This is a genomic window from Ensifer sp. D2-11 (genome assembly GCF_054161295.1).
This window is the reverse complement of record NZ_CP096433.1, coordinates 379,550-398,257: the sequence shown is the minus strand read 5'-3', so window position 1 is coordinate 398,257 and position 18,708 is coordinate 379,550. Positions and strand designations below refer to the sequence as shown.

At 63.0% G+C, this 18,708-nt stretch carries 19 protein-coding genes and 1 tRNA gene; 13 read left to right on the top strand and 7 right to left on the bottom strand.

The window, feature by feature from the left end:
* Nucleotides 1-33 precede the first annotated feature (33 nt).
* Nucleotides 34-888: a peptidylprolyl isomerase gene (locus M1D34_RS01855; protein ID WP_010970085.1), complete on the bottom strand. Its 855-nt coding sequence runs from the start codon at nt 886-888 to the stop codon at nt 34-36.
* A 245-nt stretch (nt 889-1,133) separates the two neighbouring features.
* On the opposite strand from M1D34_RS01855, the gene secA reads away from it, so the two are divergent.
* The 4 genes from secA (at nt 1,134) to M1D34_RS01835 (ending at nt 8,094) form a co-directional block, all read left to right on the top strand.
* Nucleotides 1,134-3,845, top strand: a complete 2,712-nt coding sequence (gene secA, locus M1D34_RS01850; protein ID WP_003533499.1) for a preprotein translocase subunit SecA — start codon at nt 1,134-1,136, stop codon at nt 3,843-3,845.
* 232 nt (nt 3,846-4,077) lie between these two features.
* Nucleotides 4,078-5,277: a CmlA/FloR family chloramphenicol efflux MFS transporter gene (gene cml, locus M1D34_RS01845; RefSeq protein ID WP_153314489.1), complete on the top strand. Its 1,200-nt coding sequence runs from the start codon at nt 4,078-4,080 to the stop codon at nt 5,275-5,277.
* A gap of 153 nt (nt 5,278-5,430) precedes the next feature.
* Nucleotides 5,431-6,819 carry a lipopolysaccharide biosynthesis protein gene (locus tag M1D34_RS01840; protein ID WP_192923480.1) on the top strand — a complete coding sequence of 463 codons (1,389 nt, stop codon included), beginning with the start codon at nt 5,431-5,433 and terminating at the stop codon, nt 6,817-6,819.
* 3 nt (nt 6,820-6,822) lie between these two features.
* Entirely contained in the window at nt 6,823-8,094 is a 1,272-nt protein-coding gene (locus M1D34_RS01835) for a GNAT family N-acetyltransferase (RefSeq protein WP_498780392.1), read from the top strand.
* 15 nt (nt 8,095-8,109) lie between these two features.
* Here the strand turns inward: M1D34_RS01835 and M1D34_RS01830 are convergent, their stop codons facing one another.
* Nucleotides 8,110-9,756 carry an AMP-binding protein gene (locus tag M1D34_RS01830; RefSeq protein WP_498780390.1) on the bottom strand — a complete coding sequence of 549 codons (1,647 nt, stop codon included), beginning with the start codon at nt 9,754-9,756 and terminating at the stop codon, nt 8,110-8,112.
* A gap of 204 nt (nt 9,757-9,960) precedes the next feature.
* Between M1D34_RS01830 and M1D34_RS01825 the strand changes: the two genes are divergently transcribed.
* Together M1D34_RS01825 and M1D34_RS01820 are read left to right on the top strand one after the other, a co-directional pair.
* Complete coding sequence (locus M1D34_RS01825; RefSeq protein ID WP_003533490.1) at nt 9,961-10,245, top strand: type II toxin-antitoxin system TacA family antitoxin; 285 nt, start codon at nt 9,961-9,963, stop codon at nt 10,243-10,245.
* A complete protein-coding gene (locus M1D34_RS01820; RefSeq protein ID WP_003533488.1) occupies nt 10,245-10,727 on the top strand; it encodes a GNAT family N-acetyltransferase in 483 nt (160 codons plus the stop codon). The genes M1D34_RS01825 and M1D34_RS01820 overlap by 1 nt, the downstream gene beginning before the upstream one ends.
* Before the next feature lie 61 nt (nt 10,728-10,788).
* On the opposite strand, the gene M1D34_RS01815 is transcribed toward M1D34_RS01820, so the two are convergent.
* A tRNA-Leu gene (locus M1D34_RS01815) sits at nt 10,789-10,873 on the bottom strand.
* A 318-nt stretch (nt 10,874-11,191) separates the two neighbouring features.
* Here M1D34_RS01815 and M1D34_RS01810 point away from each other — a divergent pair.
* Nucleotides 11,192-11,701 carry a disulfide bond formation protein B gene (locus tag M1D34_RS01810; RefSeq protein ID WP_003533487.1) on the top strand — a complete coding sequence of 170 codons (510 nt, stop codon included), beginning with the start codon at nt 11,192-11,194 and terminating at the stop codon, nt 11,699-11,701.
* A 31-nt stretch (nt 11,702-11,732) separates the two neighbouring features.
* On the opposite strand, the gene M1D34_RS01805 is transcribed toward M1D34_RS01810, so the two are convergent.
* Nucleotides 11,733-12,290 carry an HNH endonuclease gene (locus tag M1D34_RS01805; protein ID WP_003533486.1) on the bottom strand — a complete coding sequence of 186 codons (558 nt, stop codon included), beginning with the start codon at nt 12,288-12,290 and terminating at the stop codon, nt 11,733-11,735.
* Nucleotides 12,291-12,395: 105 nt separating this feature from the next.
* Entirely contained in the window at nt 12,396-13,043 is a 648-nt protein-coding gene (locus M1D34_RS01800; RefSeq protein ID WP_027993538.1) for a DNA-3-methyladenine glycosylase family protein, read from the bottom strand.
* Nucleotides 13,044-13,196: 153 nt separating this feature from the next.
* Between M1D34_RS01800 and gluQRS the strand changes: the two genes are divergently transcribed.
* Nucleotides 13,197-14,093, top strand: coding sequence for a tRNA glutamyl-Q(34) synthetase GluQRS (gluQRS, locus tag M1D34_RS01795; RefSeq protein ID WP_498780386.1), 897 nt, complete (start codon nt 13,197-13,199; stop codon nt 14,091-14,093).
* A gap of 18 nt (nt 14,094-14,111) precedes the next feature.
* Here the strand turns inward: gluQRS and M1D34_RS01790 are convergent, their stop codons facing one another.
* Nucleotides 14,112-14,987, bottom strand: coding sequence for a YihY/virulence factor BrkB family protein (locus tag M1D34_RS01790; protein ID WP_010970093.1), 876 nt, complete (start codon nt 14,985-14,987; stop codon nt 14,112-14,114).
* A gap of 170 nt (nt 14,988-15,157) precedes the next feature.
* Here M1D34_RS01790 and M1D34_RS01785 point away from each other — a divergent pair, with 170 nt between their 5' ends.
* The 4 genes from M1D34_RS01785 to M1D34_RS01770 are packed head-to-tail and all read left to right on the top strand — an operon-like array spanning nt 15,158 to nt 17,643.
* Nucleotides 15,158-15,991 carry an SDR family oxidoreductase gene (locus tag M1D34_RS01785; protein WP_003533481.1) on the top strand — a complete coding sequence of 278 codons (834 nt, stop codon included), beginning with the start codon at nt 15,158-15,160 and terminating at the stop codon, nt 15,989-15,991.
* A 22-nt stretch (nt 15,992-16,013) separates the two neighbouring features.
* Entirely contained in the window at nt 16,014-16,217 is a 204-nt protein-coding gene (locus M1D34_RS01780; protein WP_003533478.1) for a twin transmembrane helix small protein, read from the top strand.
* 17 nt (nt 16,218-16,234) lie between these two features.
* On the top strand, nt 16,235-16,813 hold the full coding sequence (locus M1D34_RS01775; protein WP_498780383.1) for a cob(I)yrinic acid a,c-diamide adenosyltransferase: 579 nt from the start codon (nt 16,235-16,237) through the stop codon (nt 16,811-16,813).
* A 38-nt stretch (nt 16,814-16,851) separates the two neighbouring features.
* Nucleotides 16,852-17,643 carry a rhomboid family intramembrane serine protease gene (locus M1D34_RS01770; protein WP_498780381.1) on the top strand — a complete coding sequence of 264 codons (792 nt, stop codon included), beginning with the start codon at nt 16,852-16,854 and terminating at the stop codon, nt 17,641-17,643.
* 35 nt (nt 17,644-17,678) lie between these two features.
* Here M1D34_RS01770 and M1D34_RS01765 read toward each other — a convergent pair whose 3' ends face one another.
* On the bottom strand, nt 17,679-17,885 hold the full coding sequence (locus tag M1D34_RS01765; protein WP_127517538.1) for a hypothetical protein: 207 nt from the start codon (nt 17,883-17,885) through the stop codon (nt 17,679-17,681).
* Between the two features lie 57 nt (nt 17,886-17,942).
* Here M1D34_RS01765 and M1D34_RS01760 point away from each other — a divergent pair, with 57 nt between their 5' ends.
* A complete protein-coding gene (locus M1D34_RS01760) occupies nt 17,943-18,692 on the top strand; it encodes an electron transfer flavoprotein subunit beta/FixA family protein (RefSeq protein WP_010970096.1) in 750 nt (249 codons plus the stop codon).
* The last annotated feature ends 16 nt before the right edge of the window (nt 18,693-18,708 follow it).

The following is an 18,708-nucleotide window of genomic DNA, read 5'->3' as shown; positions in this document are numbered from 1 at the left end:
GGCGCGCCTCACGAAGGGGCCGCCCGACCGTAATTACTTGGTTTCCTGCGGCTTGCCGGCCTCGTCATAGGCCTTCTTGAGCGCCGGATCGGAGATTTCGACCGCAGTGCTCTCCTTCGCGGAATTCAGAAGCTCGAGGTACTTGTCACGCATGACGAGCTGGCGAACCTGCGGCTCGACCTGTTCGAGCGTCGGCGGAGCCTGGGGACGCTTGTCCTCGATGAGGATCACATGGAAGCCGAACTGCGTCTTGACCGGCGTCTTCGTATAGGCGCCCTTTTCGAGCGCGAAGGCGGCCGTCTCGAATTCAGGCACCATGCGGCCCTTGGTGAAGTAGCCGAGATCGCCGCCCTCTTCCTTGTTCGGGTCGGTGGACTTGGCCTTCGCAAGATCGGCGAAGTTCTTGCCCGCATCGAGCTCCTTGATGACGTCCTTCGCCTCGTCTTCGGTCTTGACGAGGATATGGCGGGCCTTGACCTCTTCCTGCGGCGGAATCGCTGCGACTTCCTTGTCGTAGCGCGCCTTCACTTCTTCGGAAGTTACGGCATCGACCACGTGCTTCTTGAAGAATGCGTTGTGCAATTCGCGTTCGGTCAGGAAGGCGACGCGCTGCTTGAACGCCTCGTCGTTCTGAAGTCCTTCCTTCTCGGCGTCCTTCAAAAGAAGCTTGACGTCGATGACGGCCGAAAGTGCTGCCGCGCGCTTCTGTTCGTCGGGCATCCGCTGGAGCTGCGGATCGAGGCTCGTGATTGCGAGATCAAGTTCCGACTGGCGGATTTCCTGGTCGCCGACTTTCGCGATGACCGGATCGGTCCCTTCGGCGCGGGCGACACCCGCCGCGATCATCGCGACCAGTGCCGCGGCCGCAAGGGTCTTGTATCTAGACATGTTTCTAACCTTTCACCATTGGCCGCCAGCGCGATTGCCTCCGGCCCCGAGGGGCTGCACAACAACCAGAATGTGGCGGTTCTGTAGCCGTCCGGCCGTGCAAGTGCGTTGACATAATCCGACCCCCCTCTTATCTGTCACGCAACCTCGCGTCCAGAACAGTTTCCGGGCGTTTCGCGGCGTGACGCGGTTTTTCGACCGCGCGCCTGAAACCCCAGGCGACAAATAAGGAAAGGACCATTTGCATGGTCAGTCTCGGCGGCTTTGCCCGCAAGTTGTTTGGTTCCGCCAACGATCGCCGCGTCCGCGGCTACAAGGGACGGGTGGACGCCATCAATGCTCTCGAAGCGGAAATGAAGGCGCTGAGCGACGAGGCCTTGGCGGCGAAGACGGCGGAATTTCGCCGTGAGCTCGCCGATGGCAAGACCCTGGACGATATTCTCGTGCCGGCCTTTGCGGTCGTTCGCGAGGCTGCGCTTCGCGTCCTCGGGCTGCGCCCTTTCGACGTCCAGCTGATCGGCGGCATGATCCTGCACGAGCGCGCCATCGCGGAAATGAAGACCGGTGAAGGCAAGACGCTCGTCGCAACCCTTCCCGTCTATCTCAATGCGCTCGCCGGCAAGGGCGTGCATGTCGTCACCGTCAACGACTATCTCGCCCAGCGCGACGCCGGCATGATGGGCCGCATCTACGGCTTCCTGGGCATGACCACCGGCGTCATCGTCCACGGTCTTTCCGACGAGCAACGCCGCGACGCCTATGCCTGCGACGTTACCTATGCGACGAACAACGAGCTCGGCTTCGACTATCTCCGCGACAACATGAAGTACGAGCGCGGGCAGATGGTCCAGCGCGGCCACTTCTTCGCCATCGTCGACGAAGTCGACTCGATCCTGGTGGACGAGGCGCGCACGCCGCTCATCATCTCCGGCCCGCTCGACGACCGCTCCGATCTCTACAACACCATCAACGAATTCATTCCGCTCCTGTCGCCGGAAGACTATGAAATCGACGAGAAGCAGCGCTCGGCCAACTTCTCGGAAGAAGGCACCGAGAAGCTCGAGAACATGCTGCGCGAGGCCGGCCTGTTGAAGGGCGAATCGCTCTACGACATCGAGAACGTGGCGATCGTTCACCACGTCAACAACGCCTTGAAGGCCCACAAACTCTTCACCCGCGACAAGGACTATATCGTACGCAACGGCGAGATCGTCATCATCGACGAGTTTACGGGACGCATGATGCCCGGCCGCCGCTATTCCGAAGGCCAGCACCAGGCGCTCGAAGCCAAGGAAAAGGTGCAGATCCAGCCCGAGAACCAGACGCTCGCCTCGATCACCTTCCAGAACTATTTCCGCATGTACGACAAACTTGCGGGCATGACCGGTACGGCAGCGACGGAAGCGGAGGAATTCGGCAACATCTACGGCCTCGAAGTTCTCGAGGTGCCGACCAACCTGCCGATCAAGCGCATCGACGAGGACGACGAGGTCTATCGCACCGTCGGCGAAAAATTCAAGGCGATCATCGACGAGATCAAATCCGCACATGAGCGCGGCCAGCCGATGCTCGTCGGCACCACCTCCATCGAGAAGTCAGAACTTCTCGCCGATATGCTGAAGAAGAGCGGCTTCTCCAAGTTCCAGGTGCTGAACGCCCGCTATCACGAACAGGAAGCCTATATCGTCGCGCAGGCCGGTGTCCCCGGCGCGGTCACGATCGCCACCAACATGGCCGGCCGCGGCACCGACATCCAGCTCGGCGGCAACCCCGACATGCGGATCCAGCAGGAGCTGGCCGATGTCGAGCCCGGGCCGGAGCGCGAGGCGCGCGAAAAGGCGATCCGCGAAGAGGTCCAGAAACTCAAGGAAAAGGCGCTCGCCGCCGGCGGGCTCTACGTCCTTGCCACCGAACGGCACGAAAGCCGCCGCATCGACAACCAGCTGCGTGGCCGCTCGGGCCGCCAAGGCGACCCGGGCCGCTCGAAGTTCTACCTGTCGCTTCAGGACGATCTGATGCGCATCTTCGGCTCCGACCGCATGGACGGAATGCTGCAGAAGCTCGGCCTGAAGGAAGGCGAGGCGATCGTCCATCCCTGGATCAACAAGGCGCTCGAACGCGCCCAGAAGAAGGTCGAGGCGCGCAACTTCGACATCCGCAAGAATCTCCTCAAGTACGACGATGTGCTCAACGACCAGCGCAAGGTCATCTTCGAGCAGCGCATCGAACTGATGGACGCGGAGAGCGTCACCGATACGGTGACCGACATGCGCAACGAAGTGATCGAGGAAATCGTCGCCAAGCGCATCCCGGAGCGGGCCTATGCCGAAAAATGGGATGCCGAGGGGCTGAAGGCCGACGTCCAGCAGTATTTCAATCTCGACCTGCCAATCGCCGAATGGGTCGCCGAAGAAGGCATCGCCGAGGACGATATCCGCGAGCGCATCACCGCCGCAGTGGACAAGGCGGCTGCCGAGCGCGCGGAGCGTTTCGGCCCCGAAATCATGCAATATGTCGAGCGCTCGGTCGTTCTCCAGACGCTCGACCATCTCTGGCGCGAGCATATCGTCAACCTCGACCACCTGCGGTCCGTCATCGGCTTCCGCGGCTACGCCCAGCGCGATCCGCTGCAGGAATACAAGTCCGAGGCTTTCGAGCTGTTCCAGGCCCTCCTCGGCAATCTGCGCCAGGCGGTCACGGCACAGCTGATGCGCGTCGAGCTGGTCCGCGAGGCGCCGGAGGAACCGCAGCCGCTGCCGCCGATGCAGGCGCATCATATCGATCCCCTGACAGGCGAGGACGACTTCGCGCAGGCCGGCGAGACGCTGCTGGCGGTCGCCCCTGCGAACCGCGATCCGGCCGACCCTTCCACCTGGGGCAAGGTCGCACGCAACGAAGCCTGCCCCTGCGGCTCGGGCAAGAAATACAAGCATTGCCACGGCATTTACGAAGCCTGACCGCACGGCGCTGCGCGTCCCGTCGGGCGCGCGGACGATTGTCGGTCTGCCACTGACATGGCAGGCAACTTCACCTCAAGATGTGCACGGAGCCGTAGCATGGGAGCTCAAAAGTCGTCGGACAAGTAAGCCGCAACAACGCTTTCCTTGTTGTTGCGGCGTCTGTCGAGCCGACCCCCGTGCCGAAGGCAGACCGCCGCCGAATGTTCCTCATTTGAGCGGATGTCTTTCCATGCCTACAAAAAACCATGTCTGGCGCTATTCGCTGCCGGCAGCGCTGCTGCTGATGGCGCCCTTCGATATCCTCGCCTCTCTGGCCATGGATATTTATCTCCCGATCGTTCCTGCGATGCCCGGTATTCTCGGCACCAGCCCTGCCGTGGTCCAGCTCACGCTGAGCCTCTATATGGCTATGCTCGGCCTCGGCCAGATCGTCTTCGGACCCGTCTCCGACCGCATCGGACGACGGCCAGTCCTGATCGGCGGAGCGATGCTGTTCGCCGCGGCATCGTTCTGCCTCGCGGCTTCCTCCAGCGCCATCCCTTTCGTCGCCTTCCGCTTCCTGCAGGCGGTTGGCGCATCTGCGGCTTTGGTGGCCACCTTTGCAACGATCCGGGATGTATATGCCGACCGCCCGGAAAGCGTGGTCATCTACAGCCTGTTCAGTTCCATTCTGGCTTTCGTTCCCGCTTTGGGGCCGATAGCCGGTGCCATGCTGGCGGAGAGGTTCGGATGGCGCTGGATCTTCGTTACGCTGGGTGCATTAGCCATAATCGCGCTGCTGCAGGCACTGCCTCGCTGGCATGAATCCCGCCCTTCGGCGGCAGCGCTGTCGCGGCACGCATTCGGCCCCCTTTTCCGCAGCCTCGCCTTCTGGACCTATACCCTCGGCTTCAGCGCCGCCATGGGCACGTTCTTCGTGTTCTTTTCCACCTCGCCGCGCGTGCTGATCGACAAGGCAGGATATTCGGAGCTGCAGTTCAGCCTCGCCTTTGCAACTGTAGCAATCGTGATGATCATCACGGCGCGCTTTGCCGAGCGGTTCGTCTCCCGATGGGGAACTTCGGGCAGCCTCCTGCGGGGCATGTGCATGTTGCTTCTCGGGGCAGCGCTCCTGATTGCCGGGGAAACGTTCGGCGTCCCTTCGTCCTGGACCTTCGTCATGCCGATGTGGGTGATGGCGGTCGGCATCGTCTTCACCGTATCGGTGACCGCAAACGGCGCTCTCGAGGATTTTGGAGACATGGCGGGTTCGGCGGTCGCAGTCTATTTCTGCGTCCAAAGCCTCATTGTCGGGACGGCGGGGACACTGCTCGTGATCGGACTGCCCGGCGACAGCGCGTGGCCGCTTGTCGTCTATGCCTCGATTATGGCCGTTGTCGTGCTGATCGCGCGCCGGCAGTTGCATTCCAGAAGGCATGCGCAGGCATGATTGAAGAGGAAGTCGGGCAAGAGCCCGGCTTCCCCGCTCTCAAGCGAGGGTGCTGAACCCTTTGTTAACGCTGATCTGACAGAAGTGAAGCCCAGTATTGCGTAATGTCAGGGTGTCCTCGTGTTCATGGCGGTATGTCAATCGGCCGGACGAATGCTGCCGTCGGCGCTGAGATATCGCCTGCCTCGTCTCCTGCACGGCCTCGCGCCGCTTCTTGCGGGGGACGATCCCAGGAACCGTGCACAGCGCGTGGCGCTCATCGCCTTTCTGATCCGCATCGTCAGCGCAGCCATCGCCTTCGTCTCGCAAATCGTCCTTGCGCGCCTCGTCGGCGAGTTCGAATACGGCATCTTCATTTTCGTTTGGGTGCTGGTCGTCCTCTTCGGAAACCTGTCCTGCCTCGGCTTCCATGCGACCGTGATCCGCTTTCTGCCGGAATACCATACGACCGCCGCGCTTGCGAATATCCGCGGCCTGACCACGACGGCGCGCGTCTTTGCGATGCTTTCCGCGACCGTGCTCGCCGCCGTCGGCGGAGCCGGCCTCTGGCTCTTCGGCTCCGCCATCGAAAGCTACTATGTGATTCCCCTCTATCTCGGCCTGTTCACCTTGCCGATGATCGCGCTCGGCGATGTACTGGACGGCACCGCGCGGGCGCATAGCTGGCCCATCGTCGCGATGAGCCCGACCTATCTCGTGCGGCCGCTGCTGATCCTCGGTTTCATGGTCATCGCGATCGCCGCCGGGCTTCCGCGCGACGCGACGACAGCCATGGGCGCTGCGCTGGCGGCGGCCTATGTCACCACGCTCGGACAATTCGTGACGATGGCATGGCGGCTCGGCCGCCATTACGTGCGCGGACCGATGAAGATCGAGCTCGGGCGGTGGCTCAGCGTCTCCCTTCCCATTTTTTTGGTCGACGGTTTCGGGTTCCTGCTCACCAATTCCGACGTCGTCATCGTGGGCCTCTATCTGAAACCCGACGATGTGGCGGTTTATTTTGCGGCGGCCAAGACCATGGCACTCGTCCATTTCGTCATGTTCGCCGTCAAGGCAGCGGCAGGTCCGCGTTTCTCCGCGGCAATGGCCGCAGGCGACCGCCGGCAGCTGGCGGAAATCGCTGTCGAAAGCGCGCGCTGGTCCTTCTGGCCGTCCCTGGTGATCGGCGGCTGCGTACTGGCAGCCGGCAACATGCTGCTTTCGCTGTTTGGCCCGGCCTTCACCACCGGCGCCCCCTTGATGGCGATCCTGCTGACGGGAATTCTCGCCAAGGCCTTTGTCGGGCCCGCCGAAACGCTGCTCACGATGGCGGGGCGGCAAAAGCTCTGCGTCCTGCTCTATGCGGCTGCGCTCGGAGCCAACATCGCCTTGAACGTGACACTCATCCCGGTCTTCGGCCTGACGGGCGCAGCTGCCGCCACTGCCGGCGCGATGTTCGTGGAGGCAGCCATCCTGCATTTCGCCGTCAGGCGCACTTTCGGCTTTCCCCTGCTGGCCGTTGCCGGCGCGGGGCGCATGAACAACAAGAACGAGGCGATTTGAGCCATGATCGGCAATGTCCTTCCCGCAGACGTGAACGGAAGCGCCAACCGCCTGCTTGGCGGCCTCGCGCAGTCCGGTCCCGATACGTTGCAGTCCGAACGGACATTGATGGTCGGAAGGCCCGGACGGCACCTCGCGGTCTATCCGGCGAGAGCCGGATACGACCTGCAGCGGGAGCTCGACTTTCTCTCCAATCGCGCCGTCGAGCAGAACGTCTTCTTTACCGGGCGCTTTCTCGCGCCCGCCATGCCGCGCCTCGAGGATCGGGTGATCCGGCTTGCGGTCATCCGCGACCAAAGCGAGCAGAGAAGCCGCATCCGCTTTCTCATGCCTTTCTCGATAGAGAAGCCGGGCTTTTCGATCGGCGCGACCATCATTCGCGCCTGGTCCAATCCCTTCGGGCCGCTGGGCACGCCTCTCCTCGATGCGGAGGACGCGGCCGAAACGATCAGCAATCTTTATGAAGCGCTGGCCGCACCTTCCGCCGGCCTGCCGCCGGTGCTCGTGCTTCCGGATATCAGGTTGAACGGCAAATTTGCGCAGCTTGCCCGTGCCGTTGCGATCGGCGAAAACCTGCCGCTGACGGTGACGGATACATTCAGCCGGCCGATGCTCGAAAGCCTGCTGGACGGCCCCACCTATTTGCGCGAGGCCGTGAGCTCCCAGCACCTGAGGGAGCTGAAGCGGCAGTGGAACAATCTCGCGAAGCAGGGGGCGCTGGTTTACAATGTCGCGCGCCAACCCGATGAGATCCGCCTGCGCATGGAGGAGTTCCTGGTCCTCGAAGCGTCCGGCTGGAAAGGCCGCGAACGCAGCGCCATGATCATGGACCGGTTCCGCGCCGCTTTCGCGAGGGAAGCGGTAAACAATCTCGCCGAGGCTGACAGCGTGCGCATTCACACGCTCGACCTGGACGGCAAGGCGATCGCGACCGTCATCGTTCTGCTGATGGCCGGCGAAGCCTTTGCCTGGAAGACCGCCTATGACGAGCGCTACGCAAAATACTCCGCGGGCAAGCTGCTTGTCGCGGAGCTCACGGAGTGGCATCTCGACGATGCCAATATCATCCGCTCCGACTCCTGCGCGGTGCCCGATCATCCGGTGATGAGCCGCCTGTGGCAGGAGCGGGAGGAAATGGGCACGCTCGTGATCGGGCTGGCACAGAACCGCGACCGCGACGTGCGCCAGGTCGCCGCGCAGCTCCATCTTTATCGCAATACCCGAAACATGGCCCGGCTGCTGCGTGAAAAGATCCGGGCGCTGGCAGGCCGCTGATCTTGCAGCCGGCCGTCAGCCGCCGGATGCGGCGCGCGCCTCTGCCGCCGCCTTCTCCCGCAGAAGCCGGCGGATCACCTTGCCCGAGGTGGTCAAAGGCAGGCTGTCGACGAAAGCGATCTCGCGCGGATATTCATGCATCGACAGCCTGTTCTTCACCCAGTCGCGGATCCCTGCCGCGGTCTCGTCGCCGGCAGCGACGCCGGGTTTCAGCACGACATAGGCCTTGACGATCTCGGTCCGGAGCGGGTCCGGTTTGCCGACGGCCGCGGCGAGCTGGACGTCCGGGTGGCCGGCGAGACAATCCTCGATCTCGCCCGGGCCGATGCGATAACCTGACGACGTGATGACGTCGTCGTCACGGCCGAAAAAGGTGAAATAGCCCTCTTCGTCCATGACGCCCTGGTCGCCGGTGGTCATCCAGTCGCCGATAAACTTGGCCTCGGTCGCCTCTTCGTTGCGCCAATAGCCGAGGAACATCACCGGATCGGGACGCCTGATCGCCACCTGCCCGACCGTGCCGGGCGGCAGCACCCGCCCCTCGCCGTCGATGATCGCGACCTGATGACCCGGTGCCGCCTTGCCCATCGAGCCGGCCTTCGCCACGCCGAGATCGGTCGCAGAGGAGATGACGATATTGCATTCCGTCTGGCCGTAGAATTCGCTCACCTCGACGCCGAGCGCCGCCCTGGCCCATTCGAAGGTCTCCCGCCCGAGCGCCTCTCCCGCCGAACCGACGGTGCGGAGCTTGAGCGCGTAGCGATCGCGCGGCCGCTCGACGGATTTGAGGAGCCTGAGCGCCGTCGGCGGGATGAAGGCGTTGCGCACCTCCATCTCTTCGATGATCCGGAACGCCATATGCGCATCGAATTTCTGCGCGGGCGAGGAAACCACGGGCACACCGAAGAAAAGCGACGGCAGCAGAGCGTTCAGGAGACCGCCTGCCCAGGCCCAGTCGGCGGGCGTCCACATGCGGTCGCCCGGCTGTGGCAGGAAATGATGATGGAACTGAAATCCCGGCAGATGGCCGAGCAGCACGCGGTGCCCGTGCAAGGCCCCCTTCGGCGGTCCGGTCGTTCCCGAGGTGTAGATCATCAGCGCCGGATCGTCCGGCTTCGTCTCCGCGGGGTCGAAGCGGCCCTGCCCTGCCGCAAGGTCGCGGAAACGAACCGTTCCGGGCTTCTCGTCCTCCTCGGCCAGCACGACCAGACGAAGTTCCGGCAGCTCGCCGCGGATCGCCGCAAGCCGCTCATAGCCGAAGCGATTGGTGACGACTGCTGCCGCGCCCGCATCCTTCAGCCGATAGGCAAGCGCCTCGACGCCGAAGAGCAGTGCCAGCGGCAGCGCGATGGCGCCCAGTTTATAGATCGCCGCATGGGCGATCGCCGCCTCGAAACCCTGCGGCAGCAGGATGGCGACGCGTTCGCCGGAGCCCACGTCATGCGCGGCAAGCCCGCCGGCAAAGGCGGACGAACGCGCGGCGAAGTCGCCATAGGTCAGCGCAAGATGCGCGCCGTCCGGGCTGAAATGCTGAAGACAGATGCGCTCCGGATCACGCGCGGCCCAGGCGTCGCTCACGGCCACGCCGATATTGAACCTCTCAGGGATCCGCCAGCGGAATTCGCGATAGAGTTCGTCGTAGTCTTGGATCTTCGGGAGCATGGGCCTGCTGCACTGAGATTGCTGCAACGCAGCTAACATTTGCGGGCGGGCGAATTCAATGGGGCAGCCGACGGGGAAGCGGAACAGACGCAGGCCTCATCACGATTCCACTGCGCTTCAGAAGCGTCCCGCACGAAAATTCGCCGGGGCGGATACACATTGTGTATCTGGATATGCTATCATGCGCCGTGGAAGGAGTCCTTCATGGCCACGAAATCGTCGACTGACACCCACGCGAAGCCCGTCAACCTGCGAATCCGAGAGGATATACGCAAGGTGATCGATCGCGCCGCGAGCATTCGCGGCAAGACCCGCTCCGATTTTATGATCGACGCAGCCTACCGCGCGGCCGAAGACACGCTGCTCGATCAGACGCTGGTGCGGGTCGATGAGCACAGCTATCGGCACTACCTAGACATTCTTGACCAGCCGCCAAGTGGCGACGGCTTCGAACGCCTGATGAATGCGCCGAAACCCTGGCAGTCCTGATGCTGTCGGCGCCGACGCCTCTTGGTGAAGCCCACGACTTCGATCTTTTCCAGAGCGGCAACGACACGCTCGATGACTGGCTGCGCCGCCGTGCGCACGCTAATCAGGCCAGTGGCGCGTCGCGCACCTATGTTATCGCTGAAGAATGGCGCGTGGTCGGCTATTACTGCCTTGCATCCGGTGCCCTCGATCTGGCCGACGCGCCGAGCTCTGTCCGGCGCAACATGCCGGATCCCATCCCGATGGCGGTGCTCGGTCGCCTTGCTATCGATCGCGACTGGCAGGGCAAAGGGTTGGGCGCGGCGCTATTGCAAGATGCCGTCCTGCGGTCCTCGCAGGCGGCCGACATCATGGGAATACGGGGCTTGCTCGTGCATGCCATCTCGGGCGAGGCGAAAGCCTTTTACGAACATTACGGCTTCCAGTGCTCACCCAACCATCCCATGACGCTGGTGTTGTCGCTCAAGGGCAAGCGCCGTTAGAGCACTTCCACGAAGTCTGTGCCGTTCTCCGTACAGACGCGCAAAGGTCGCGGTAGCAGGATGGTGCCCCATGCCGGAGTCGAACCAGCACTCCTTTCGGAACTCGATTTTGAGTCGAGCGCGTCTACCAATTCCGCCAATGGGGCTAGAGGCTTGCGTGATATCAGCGCTTGGGATTTACACGATCGTTTTCGCGCCGGTCAACCGCGAAGTTTGCGATTTTCGTCGATCGCATGAATTTGGTCCGATGCGGCACGAACGGCAGCGGTCGCCCCGGGGAACCGCAAGCGCACAAACCCGCTTCCGTTCTTCTCCGCCCCGCTCCGGCCGATCACAAAAGCGTGCAAGCGGTTGAACGCACGAGGCGATTTACAGAGGGAGCAATCCTGCCTAAGAAGCCGGAATTCGATTTAACGGGCGCCCGGGCGACATGTTCGCCGCTCTGCGCGCGGCGAGAGGTGTGCATGATCGAGGCTTCGTTTGCTCAGCGCCGGCAGTTTCTTTGCGCCGTGCTCGTCACCATCGGCATGGTGGCGACCGTCGGTGGGGCGCTCGGCTTCGAGCACATCGGTGGCTACATACCCTGCGCGCTCTGCCTGCTCCAGCGCGATCCCTATTATTACGGCATACCGCTCGGGGTTCTCGCCATCCTCGCCAGTGTCCTGAAGCTGCCCGCCTGGACCACGCGCACGCTGCTGCTCGCCGTCGGCATCCTGATGCTGGTCGGCGCCGGCCTCGGCGTCTATCATGCCGGCGCGGAGTGGCATTTCTGGGAAGGACCCTCGACCTGCGCCACCACGGCCCAGGGCATCTCTCCCGACGTCGGCGACCTGCTCGGCGATCTCGACGCCAAACACGCGCCTTCCTGCAGCGACGCGGCAATGCGCGTGCTCGGGCTTTCTTTCGCAGGCTGGAACGTTATAGCGAGCCTCGTTCTTGCAGCGATCGCTTTGCGTGGTGCCTTGAAGGCGTAAGCCCGCAGCGCCGGCAGCGGCACCGACGCCCTTACGGCTGCAGCTCGACATCCCAGTAGAGATAGTCCATCCAGCTGTCGTGCAGATGGTTCGGCGGAAAAAGCCGGCCGTTATTGTGCAGATCCTGGACCGTCGGATGATAGGGCTTCTGATGCGGGAACATGCCTGCCTGCTTCGGCAGCTTGCTGCCCTTGCGCAGATTGCACGGAGAACAGGCGGCGACGACGTTTTCCCAGGTGGTCTGGCCGCCATGGGCACGCGGGACCACGTGGTCGAAGGTCAGGTCGTCCGGTGAGCCGCAGTACTGGCACTCGAATTTATCCCGCAGGAAAACGTTGAACCGGGTAAAGGCCGGGTGGCGTGACGGCTGGACATAGCTCTTGAGACAGACGACGCTCGGCAGCCGCATCGAGAAACTCGGCGACGAGACGGAGTGTTCGTATTCGGCGAGGATTGTCACACGGTCGAGAAAGACCGCCTTGATCGCGTCCTGCCAGGACCAGAGCGACAAGGGATAATAACTCAGCGGCCTATAGTCGGCGTTCAACACGAGCGCCGGCAGGGCCTGAGGTGAGACTGCAATCGTCAAGCGTATTCTCCTGAGCGATTCGGCATCTGCCTCTTCTATATTAGGCGCGTTGCGACAGGATTGTGAAGCCACAAAGAAAAGGGAGTAAAGGATCCGCTTTTTTCTTCAGGGCGTCACGGGAAGCGCATCGCGGCGCATTTCCTGCGCATAATAGGCCCAAAATAGCCGCGCGGCGACACTGCGCCATGGCGACCAGCCGCCCGCGAGCGAATCGACCTCGCTTGCCGTCGGTCGCAGTTCGAGCCCGAGCGCATGGCCGATGGCATTCTGCAGGGCGACATCGCCGGCCGGGAACACATCCGGATGGCCGGCGCAGAAGAGCAGATAGACTTCGGCGGTCCAGCGGCCGATACCCTTGATCGCCGTCAGTTCGTGAATTGCCTTAACCGCTTCCGCGTTGCAGATGGCGTCGAGATCGATCTCGCCCGCGGTCGCGGCAGCGGCGACCCTTCTCAGCGTATCGGCCTTGGCCCGGGACAAACCGAAGCGTCGGCAATCGTCGTCGTCGAGCGCAAGCACCGCGTCTGCGGTGATCTCGCCGAGCGAGGCCTCCATCCGGTTCCAGATCGCCGCCGCGCTCGCCTTCGAAACCATCTGGGAGACGATTATGTTGGCGAGGCCGCGATAACCGGGGTCGGTGCGCCTCAAGGGTACCGGCCCCGCCTTGTCGATGACGTGTTCGAGCCGGGCATCGAGCATCACCAGACCGGCAAGACCGGCCTCTATATCCTCGTGTGTCCGGATAATCCGCATGCATCCTCCCACTGAAAGTGTCCTTGAATCGCCGCCGATTGAAGGACACTTGCAGCAAAACCAAAGTGCTGCAGCGTCCCCTTGCGTCTGACACGCACACGGCCCTGTAGAAAGCGGGTGATCTTTACAACGCTTCCATGGCAAAGGAAAAGAATGCCGATTTCACGACCAGAACAACCGGTTTTTCGTTTCGCGCCGAGTCCGAACGGTCTCCTGCATCTCGGCCACGCCCTGTCGGCGATCCTCAATCACGACATGGCGGCAGCCATGGGCGGCCGTTTCCTGTTGAGGATCGAGGATATCGACCGGACGCGCTGCCGGCCGGAATTCGAGGCCGCGATCTTCGAGGACCTCGCCTGGCTCGGCCTCGATTGGGAAGAGCCGGTGCGGCGCCAATCCGAACATCTCGGCGTCTATGCCGCTGCGCTCGAGCGCTTGAAAGCGATGGGTCTCGTCTATCCCGCCGTGATGACGCGCGGTGAAATACGGGCGGCGGTGGCCGCGGCGGAGGCAAAGGGGCAAGCGTGGCCGCGCGATCCGGACGGAACACCGCTCTATCCCGGCCGCGAGCGCGGCTTCACGCCGGACGAGCAGGCGGCTCTCCTGGCGAGCGGCCGACCCTATGCCTGGCGTCTCGACATGGGAGAGGCCGTGCGGTGCGCGGGCGGGCCACTCACGTGGCGGGAAACGGAGTTGAGCCAATCGGGCGAAGCCGCGTCGATCGTCGCCGATCCGGCCGCCTGGGGCGATGTCATCCTGTCGCGTTCGGATGCGCCGTCGAGCTATCATCTCTCGGTCGTGGTCGACGATGCCCTGCAGGGCATCACCCACGTCGTGCGCGGCCGCGACCTTTACCACGCGACATCGGTGCATCGCCTGCTGCAGAGGCTCCTCGATCTGCCGCAGCCGGTCTATCACCATCATCACCTCGTGCTCGGACCGGACGGCCGGAAACTGTCGAAGAGCGACAGCGACACGGGCATTGCCGCCTTCCGAGCCGCCGGGCACAGGCCTGCGGATGTCAGGGCGATGGTTCTTGGCGAGCGATGAGGAGAGGAATCCGCGTTCTTATTCTCCTCGGCCTCCCTGAAAACTGCGCCTGACCATGAGCTTCACCTTGTATTTCAGGATGGCGGCGTTGATTTCCGCACCGATGATGAAGATCGCGCCAAGCATGTAGAGGAAGACCAGGACGATCATGATGGAAGCGAGCCCGGCATAGGTCGTGACGTAGTTGGAAAAATTCGCGATATAGGAGGCGAAGGCGTAGGCGCCCACGGACCACAGCACGAGCGTGAGGAAGATGCCGGGCAGCACGTCTACGACATTGCGGTGGCCGGCCGGCAACCACAGATGGGCGACGAGCAAGCCTGCCGTCAGCATGGTCAGCGTCAGCGGCAAGCCCCAATCGTCCACCGCCGCCATCAGCGCATCCAGCCAGGGGAACCACTGATCCGCATTGCGGACCGCCAGAGGCACCGCGACCAGAAGAATGCTGAGGGCGGCCAGAATGAGCACGGCGCCGAGCACGAAGCCGAGGCTCGCGAGCCGCGTCACATACCAGTAGCGGCTTTCGGCAACCCTGTAGGCGCGATTGAGCGCGATCCTCAATGCTTCGACACCGTTCGAGGCGAAATAGGCTGCAGCAAGAACGGAGATCGTAAGCAGGCTGCCGCGCGGGATGGTCAATACGCGCACGACTTCGTCGGCGACCGGCTTGGCGATCGATTCCGGCCAGGTGTCGAAGATCAGATGGACTGCCGTCTGCGCGAACTGATCGGCGCCCAGAAAACTGGCGAGCGCGGTGCCGAAGATCAGAAAGGGAAAGACGGCCATCAGGGAAGAAAGCGCTACGTGACTGGCCATCGCCCAGCCATCGTCCTCGCTGAAATGCCAGAGCGCATCGAACACGACCTTCCAGATGATGCGAACGAATGCCGGCATTCCGTCTCCCACTCTTTCACCAATCCCGCTCCTGATGAGGACCAGCCGGCGCGGCACCTGCGACCGGCCTTGACGTCACGTTCGGGTCCCAGCCATCGCCTTTGCAATTCAATTGTATCCCAACGATGAATATGGGAAATGGGGCTTGGATTTCTACAGGAATCGCGTGGATGCCGGATCGCCCCACCATCATCGTCACCGGTTGCTCCTCAGGCATCGGGGCCTATTGCGCCCGGGCGCTGCAGCGGGACGGCTGGCGGGTCTTCGCGACCGTGCGCCGGCCTGAGGATCAGGCACCGCTGGAGGCCGAAGGCATCGAGACCTTCATCATGGACTATACCCGGCCGGAGACGATTGCCGCACTGGTGGAAGCCGTGATGGCGCTGAGCGGCGGACGGATCGATGCGCTTTTCAACAATGGCGCCTACGGCCAGGCCGGCGCGGTGGAGGACCTGCCGACGGAGGCCCTGCGGCTCCAGCTCGAAACCAACGTCATCGGCTGGCACGACCTGACGCGGCGCGTCATCCCGGCGATGCGCGCCCGCGGGCATGGCCGCATCGTCCAGTGCTCCTCCATTCTCGGCCTCGTGCCCTATCGCTGGCGCGGCGCCTACAATGCCTCGAAGTTCGCGCTCGAGGCGCTCTCGCTCACATTGAGGATGGAGCTCGCCGGCAGCGGCATCGGCGTGAGCCTGATCGAGCCCGGTCCGATCGCCTCGAAATTCACGACCAATGCGATCGCCTATATCGAGCGGTTCATCGATCTCGAGAATTCCGTCCATCGTGCGGAATACGAGCGGCAGATGCGGCGCCTGCGCGGCGAGAGCAAACCGGCACCCGGCAAGCTCGGCCCCGACGCCGTTTACGCCGCACTGAAACACGCTTTGACGGCACGCCGTCCGAGGCCGCATTATATAGTGACAAGGCCGGCCAGGCAGGGAGCGCTTCTCAAAAAGCTCCTGCCGGCGGCACTGTTCTATCGCATCATCGGTCGCCTCGGCTGACCGAACCACAAGGATTTACGCCATGAACAGCTTCCTTACCGGTCTGACCCTGCTCGTCATGGGCCTGGTAGCGATCGTGCTGATCCGCGGCCTGCTCAACATGGCCAAGGGCGGCAGCGGCAACACCTCCAACAAACTCATGCAGGCCCGCGTGCTGTTCCAGGCCGTCGCCATCGTGCTGATCATGCTGACGCTCTGGGTGACCGGCGGCGGCCGCCCGAGCTGAGGTAAAGCGACAGCATCATGGTAAAATTGAACAAGATCTACACCCGGACCGGCGACAACGGCACGACCGGCCTCGTCTCCGGCCCGCGGCGCCTGAAAAGTGATCTCAGGGTCGAGGCCTACGGCGCGATAGACGAGGCGAATGCCTTTGTGGGCCTCGCCCGCCAGCACACGGATGCGATCCCGGATCTGGACGCGATGCTCATGCGCGTCCAGAACGATCTCTTCGATCTTGGCGCCGATCTCGCCACGCCGGACAAGGGCGAGAAGCCCGAATACGAGCCGCTTCGCATCGTCGCTGCCCAGGTCGAGCGCCTCGAACGGGAGATCGACCGGCTGAATGCCGACCTCGAACCGCTGCGCTCATTCGTCCTGCCGGCCGGCAGCGCCGCTTCGGCCGCCCTCCATGTGGCCCGTACCGTGGCGCGGCGCGCCGAAAGGCAAATGGTCGCACTCGCATCGATGGAAGGCGAGGCCGTCAGCACGGAGGCGATTGCCTATGTCAACCGCCTTTCGGATTTCCTGTTCGTCGCGGCCCGCTGGGCAAATGACAAGGGGCGCGCCGACGTCCTTTGGGTCCCCGGCAACAACAGATAACGTATTTTTGTTTCGGCGCGTGTCGTCTCGGGGATCACATGTTCATACCGCTGCATGACAGGAACGAGCTGAAGCACATAAGGATGCAGTATGTGACGATCACGCTGATCGTCATCGATTTCGTTGCCTGGCTCGCTATCGGGCCCGTCGCAACCGAGGATTTCGCCAATGCTGCGATCCTCGGGCTAGGCTATATCCCCGCGATCATCTTCGATTATGCCGACCTCGATCCCTCGCTGGTGATCGTTCCGGACGAATTCACCTTCGTCACCTACTCCTTTCTGCATGGCGATTTCATGCATCTCGCCATGAACATGCTTTTCCTCTGGGTCTTCGGCGACAATGTCGAGGACGCGCTCGGGCATTTCCGTTTTCTCGTGTTCTATCTTCTGTGCGCGGCCGCCGGAGCGCTGGCCCATGGGCTCCTCGAGCCGGCCTCGGAGGCGCCGCTGATCGGCGCCTCCGGCGCCATATCCGGCGTCGTGGCCGCCTATTTCCTCCTGCACCCGAAGGTGCGGGTCTGGGTGCTCGTGCTTTTCCGCATCCCCCTGCCGCTCCCCGCCGCCATTCCGCTCGCCTTCTGGATCGGCCAGCAGTTTTTCATGTTCCTGGCCGATCCCGGCGGCGGCGTTTCCTGGAGCGCGCATGTCGGCGGGATCGTAGCGGGCCTTGTGCTCGTGGTCCTTTTGCGACGCCCCGGTGTGCCGCTGTTCGATCGCACAATCGTCACTCCACGCGCCGTCGAGCACCGGGAGAGAACGCCTGATGAGACATCGCCTGTGGCCGCCGGAGCTTCCAAGCCCGCTCCGCATTGGGGCCGACCGACTTGAACTCGAGGCAAGGTCGAGAAATTAACGTCAAGTTTTCAATGGATTGCACGCGCTTCGTTGGCGGCGATGCCCGAGAGAAGCCGGCCTTGCGGCTCTGCTTGCCAGCGGATTTTTTTACCTGTACGTAAACGTAAGTACGAATAAGCGCGGTCATATCGAATTGGCGTTGGTTCATCGCGATTTAGCGTCAAGAACGGCTTGTCTATGGAGCAAAAACGCGTATCGATGTCGCCAACCGACAATCAGGCCGCCTTGTTAAGGCGCATTTTCCTGCGAACGTTCTTGGAGGGAAAGAATCCATGAAAATACTTGTGACGGTGAAACGGGTGGTCGACTACAACGTCAAGATCCGGGTCAAAGCGGATGGATCGGGCGTCGAGCTTGCCAATGTGAAGATGTCGATGAACCCGTTCGACGAGATCTCGGTCGAAGAGGCGCTGCGGCTGAAGGAAGCCGGCAAGGCGAGTGAAGTGGTGGTCGTGTCGATCGGCCCGGCCAAGGCGGAAGAGACGCTCAGGACCGCGCTCGCCATGGGCGCCGACCGGGCGATCCTGGTCGAGACGGAGGACCAGGTCGAGCCGCTCGCCGTCGCCAAGATCGTCAAGGGCGTGGCCGAGGCCGAACAGCCGGGGCTGATCATCGTCGGCAAGCAGGCGATCGACGACGATTCCAACCAGACCGGCCAGATGCTGTCGGCATTGCTCGGCTGGGCCCAGGGCACCTTTGCCTCCAAGGTCGAGATCGGCGACGGCAAGGTCAACGTCACCCGCGAGGTCGACGGCGGCCTGCAGACGGTCGAACTGAAGCTGCCGGCGGTGGTCACCACCGATCTCAGGCTCAACGAACCGCGCTATGCCTCGCTGCCGAACATCATGAAGGCGAAGAAGAAGCCGCTCGACAAGAAGACCCCGGCCGACTTCGGCGTCGACACCAGCCCGCGGCTGAAAGTCTTGAAGACGGAAGAGCCGTCCGGCCGCAAGGCCGGCGTCAAGGTGAAGACGGTCGCCGAGCTCGTCGAGAAGCTCAAGACCGAAGCCGGCGTGCTTTAAGTTCAGGAAAGGGAGA

Coding starts and splice junctions, on each gene's coding strand:
- M1D34_RS01780 (WP_003533478.1), top strand. CDS start 16,014: ATGAACAGCTTCCTTACCGGTCTGACCCTGCTCGTCATGGGCCTGGTA.
- secA (WP_003533499.1), top strand. CDS start 1,134: ATGGTCAGTCTCGGCGGCTTTGCCCGCAAGTTGTTTGGTTCCGCCAAC.
- M1D34_RS01855 (WP_010970085.1), bottom strand. CDS start 888: ATGTCTAGATACAAGACCCTTGCGGCCGCGGCACTGGTCGCGATGATC.
- M1D34_RS01840 (WP_192923480.1), top strand. CDS start 5,431: ATGCTGCCGTCGGCGCTGAGATATCGCCTGCCTCGTCTCCTGCACGGC.
- M1D34_RS01785 (WP_003533481.1), top strand. CDS start 15,158: ATGCCGGATCGCCCCACCATCATCGTCACCGGTTGCTCCTCAGGCATC.
- M1D34_RS01790 (WP_010970093.1), bottom strand. CDS start 14,987: ATGCCGGCATTCGTTCGCATCATCTGGAAGGTCGTGTTCGATGCGCTC.
- M1D34_RS01825 (WP_003533490.1), top strand. CDS start 9,961: ATGGCCACGAAATCGTCGACTGACACCCACGCGAAGCCCGTCAACCTG.
- M1D34_RS01770 (WP_498780381.1), top strand. CDS start 16,852: ATGTTCATACCGCTGCATGACAGGAACGAGCTGAAGCACATAAGGATG.
- M1D34_RS01830 (WP_498780390.1), bottom strand. CDS start 9,756: ATGCTCCCGAAGATCCAAGACTACGACGAACTCTATCGCGAATTCCGC.
- gluQRS (WP_498780386.1), top strand. CDS start 13,197: ATGCCGATTTCACGACCAGAACAACCGGTTTTTCGTTTCGCGCCGAGT.
- M1D34_RS01835 (WP_498780392.1), top strand. CDS start 6,823: ATGATCGGCAATGTCCTTCCCGCAGACGTGAACGGAAGCGCCAACCGC.
- M1D34_RS01820 (WP_003533488.1), top strand. CDS start 10,245: ATGCTGTCGGCGCCGACGCCTCTTGGTGAAGCCCACGACTTCGATCTT.
- M1D34_RS01760 (WP_010970096.1), top strand. CDS start 17,943: ATGAAAATACTTGTGACGGTGAAACGGGTGGTCGACTACAACGTCAAG.
- cml (WP_153314489.1), top strand. CDS start 4,078: ATGCCTACAAAAAACCATGTCTGGCGCTATTCGCTGCCGGCAGCGCTG.
- M1D34_RS01775 (WP_498780383.1), top strand. CDS start 16,235: ATGGTAAAATTGAACAAGATCTACACCCGGACCGGCGACAACGGCACG.
- M1D34_RS01800 (WP_027993538.1), bottom strand. CDS start 13,043: ATGCGGATTATCCGGACACACGAGGATATAGAGGCCGGTCTTGCCGGT.
- M1D34_RS01810 (WP_003533487.1), top strand. CDS start 11,192: ATGATCGAGGCTTCGTTTGCTCAGCGCCGGCAGTTTCTTTGCGCCGTG.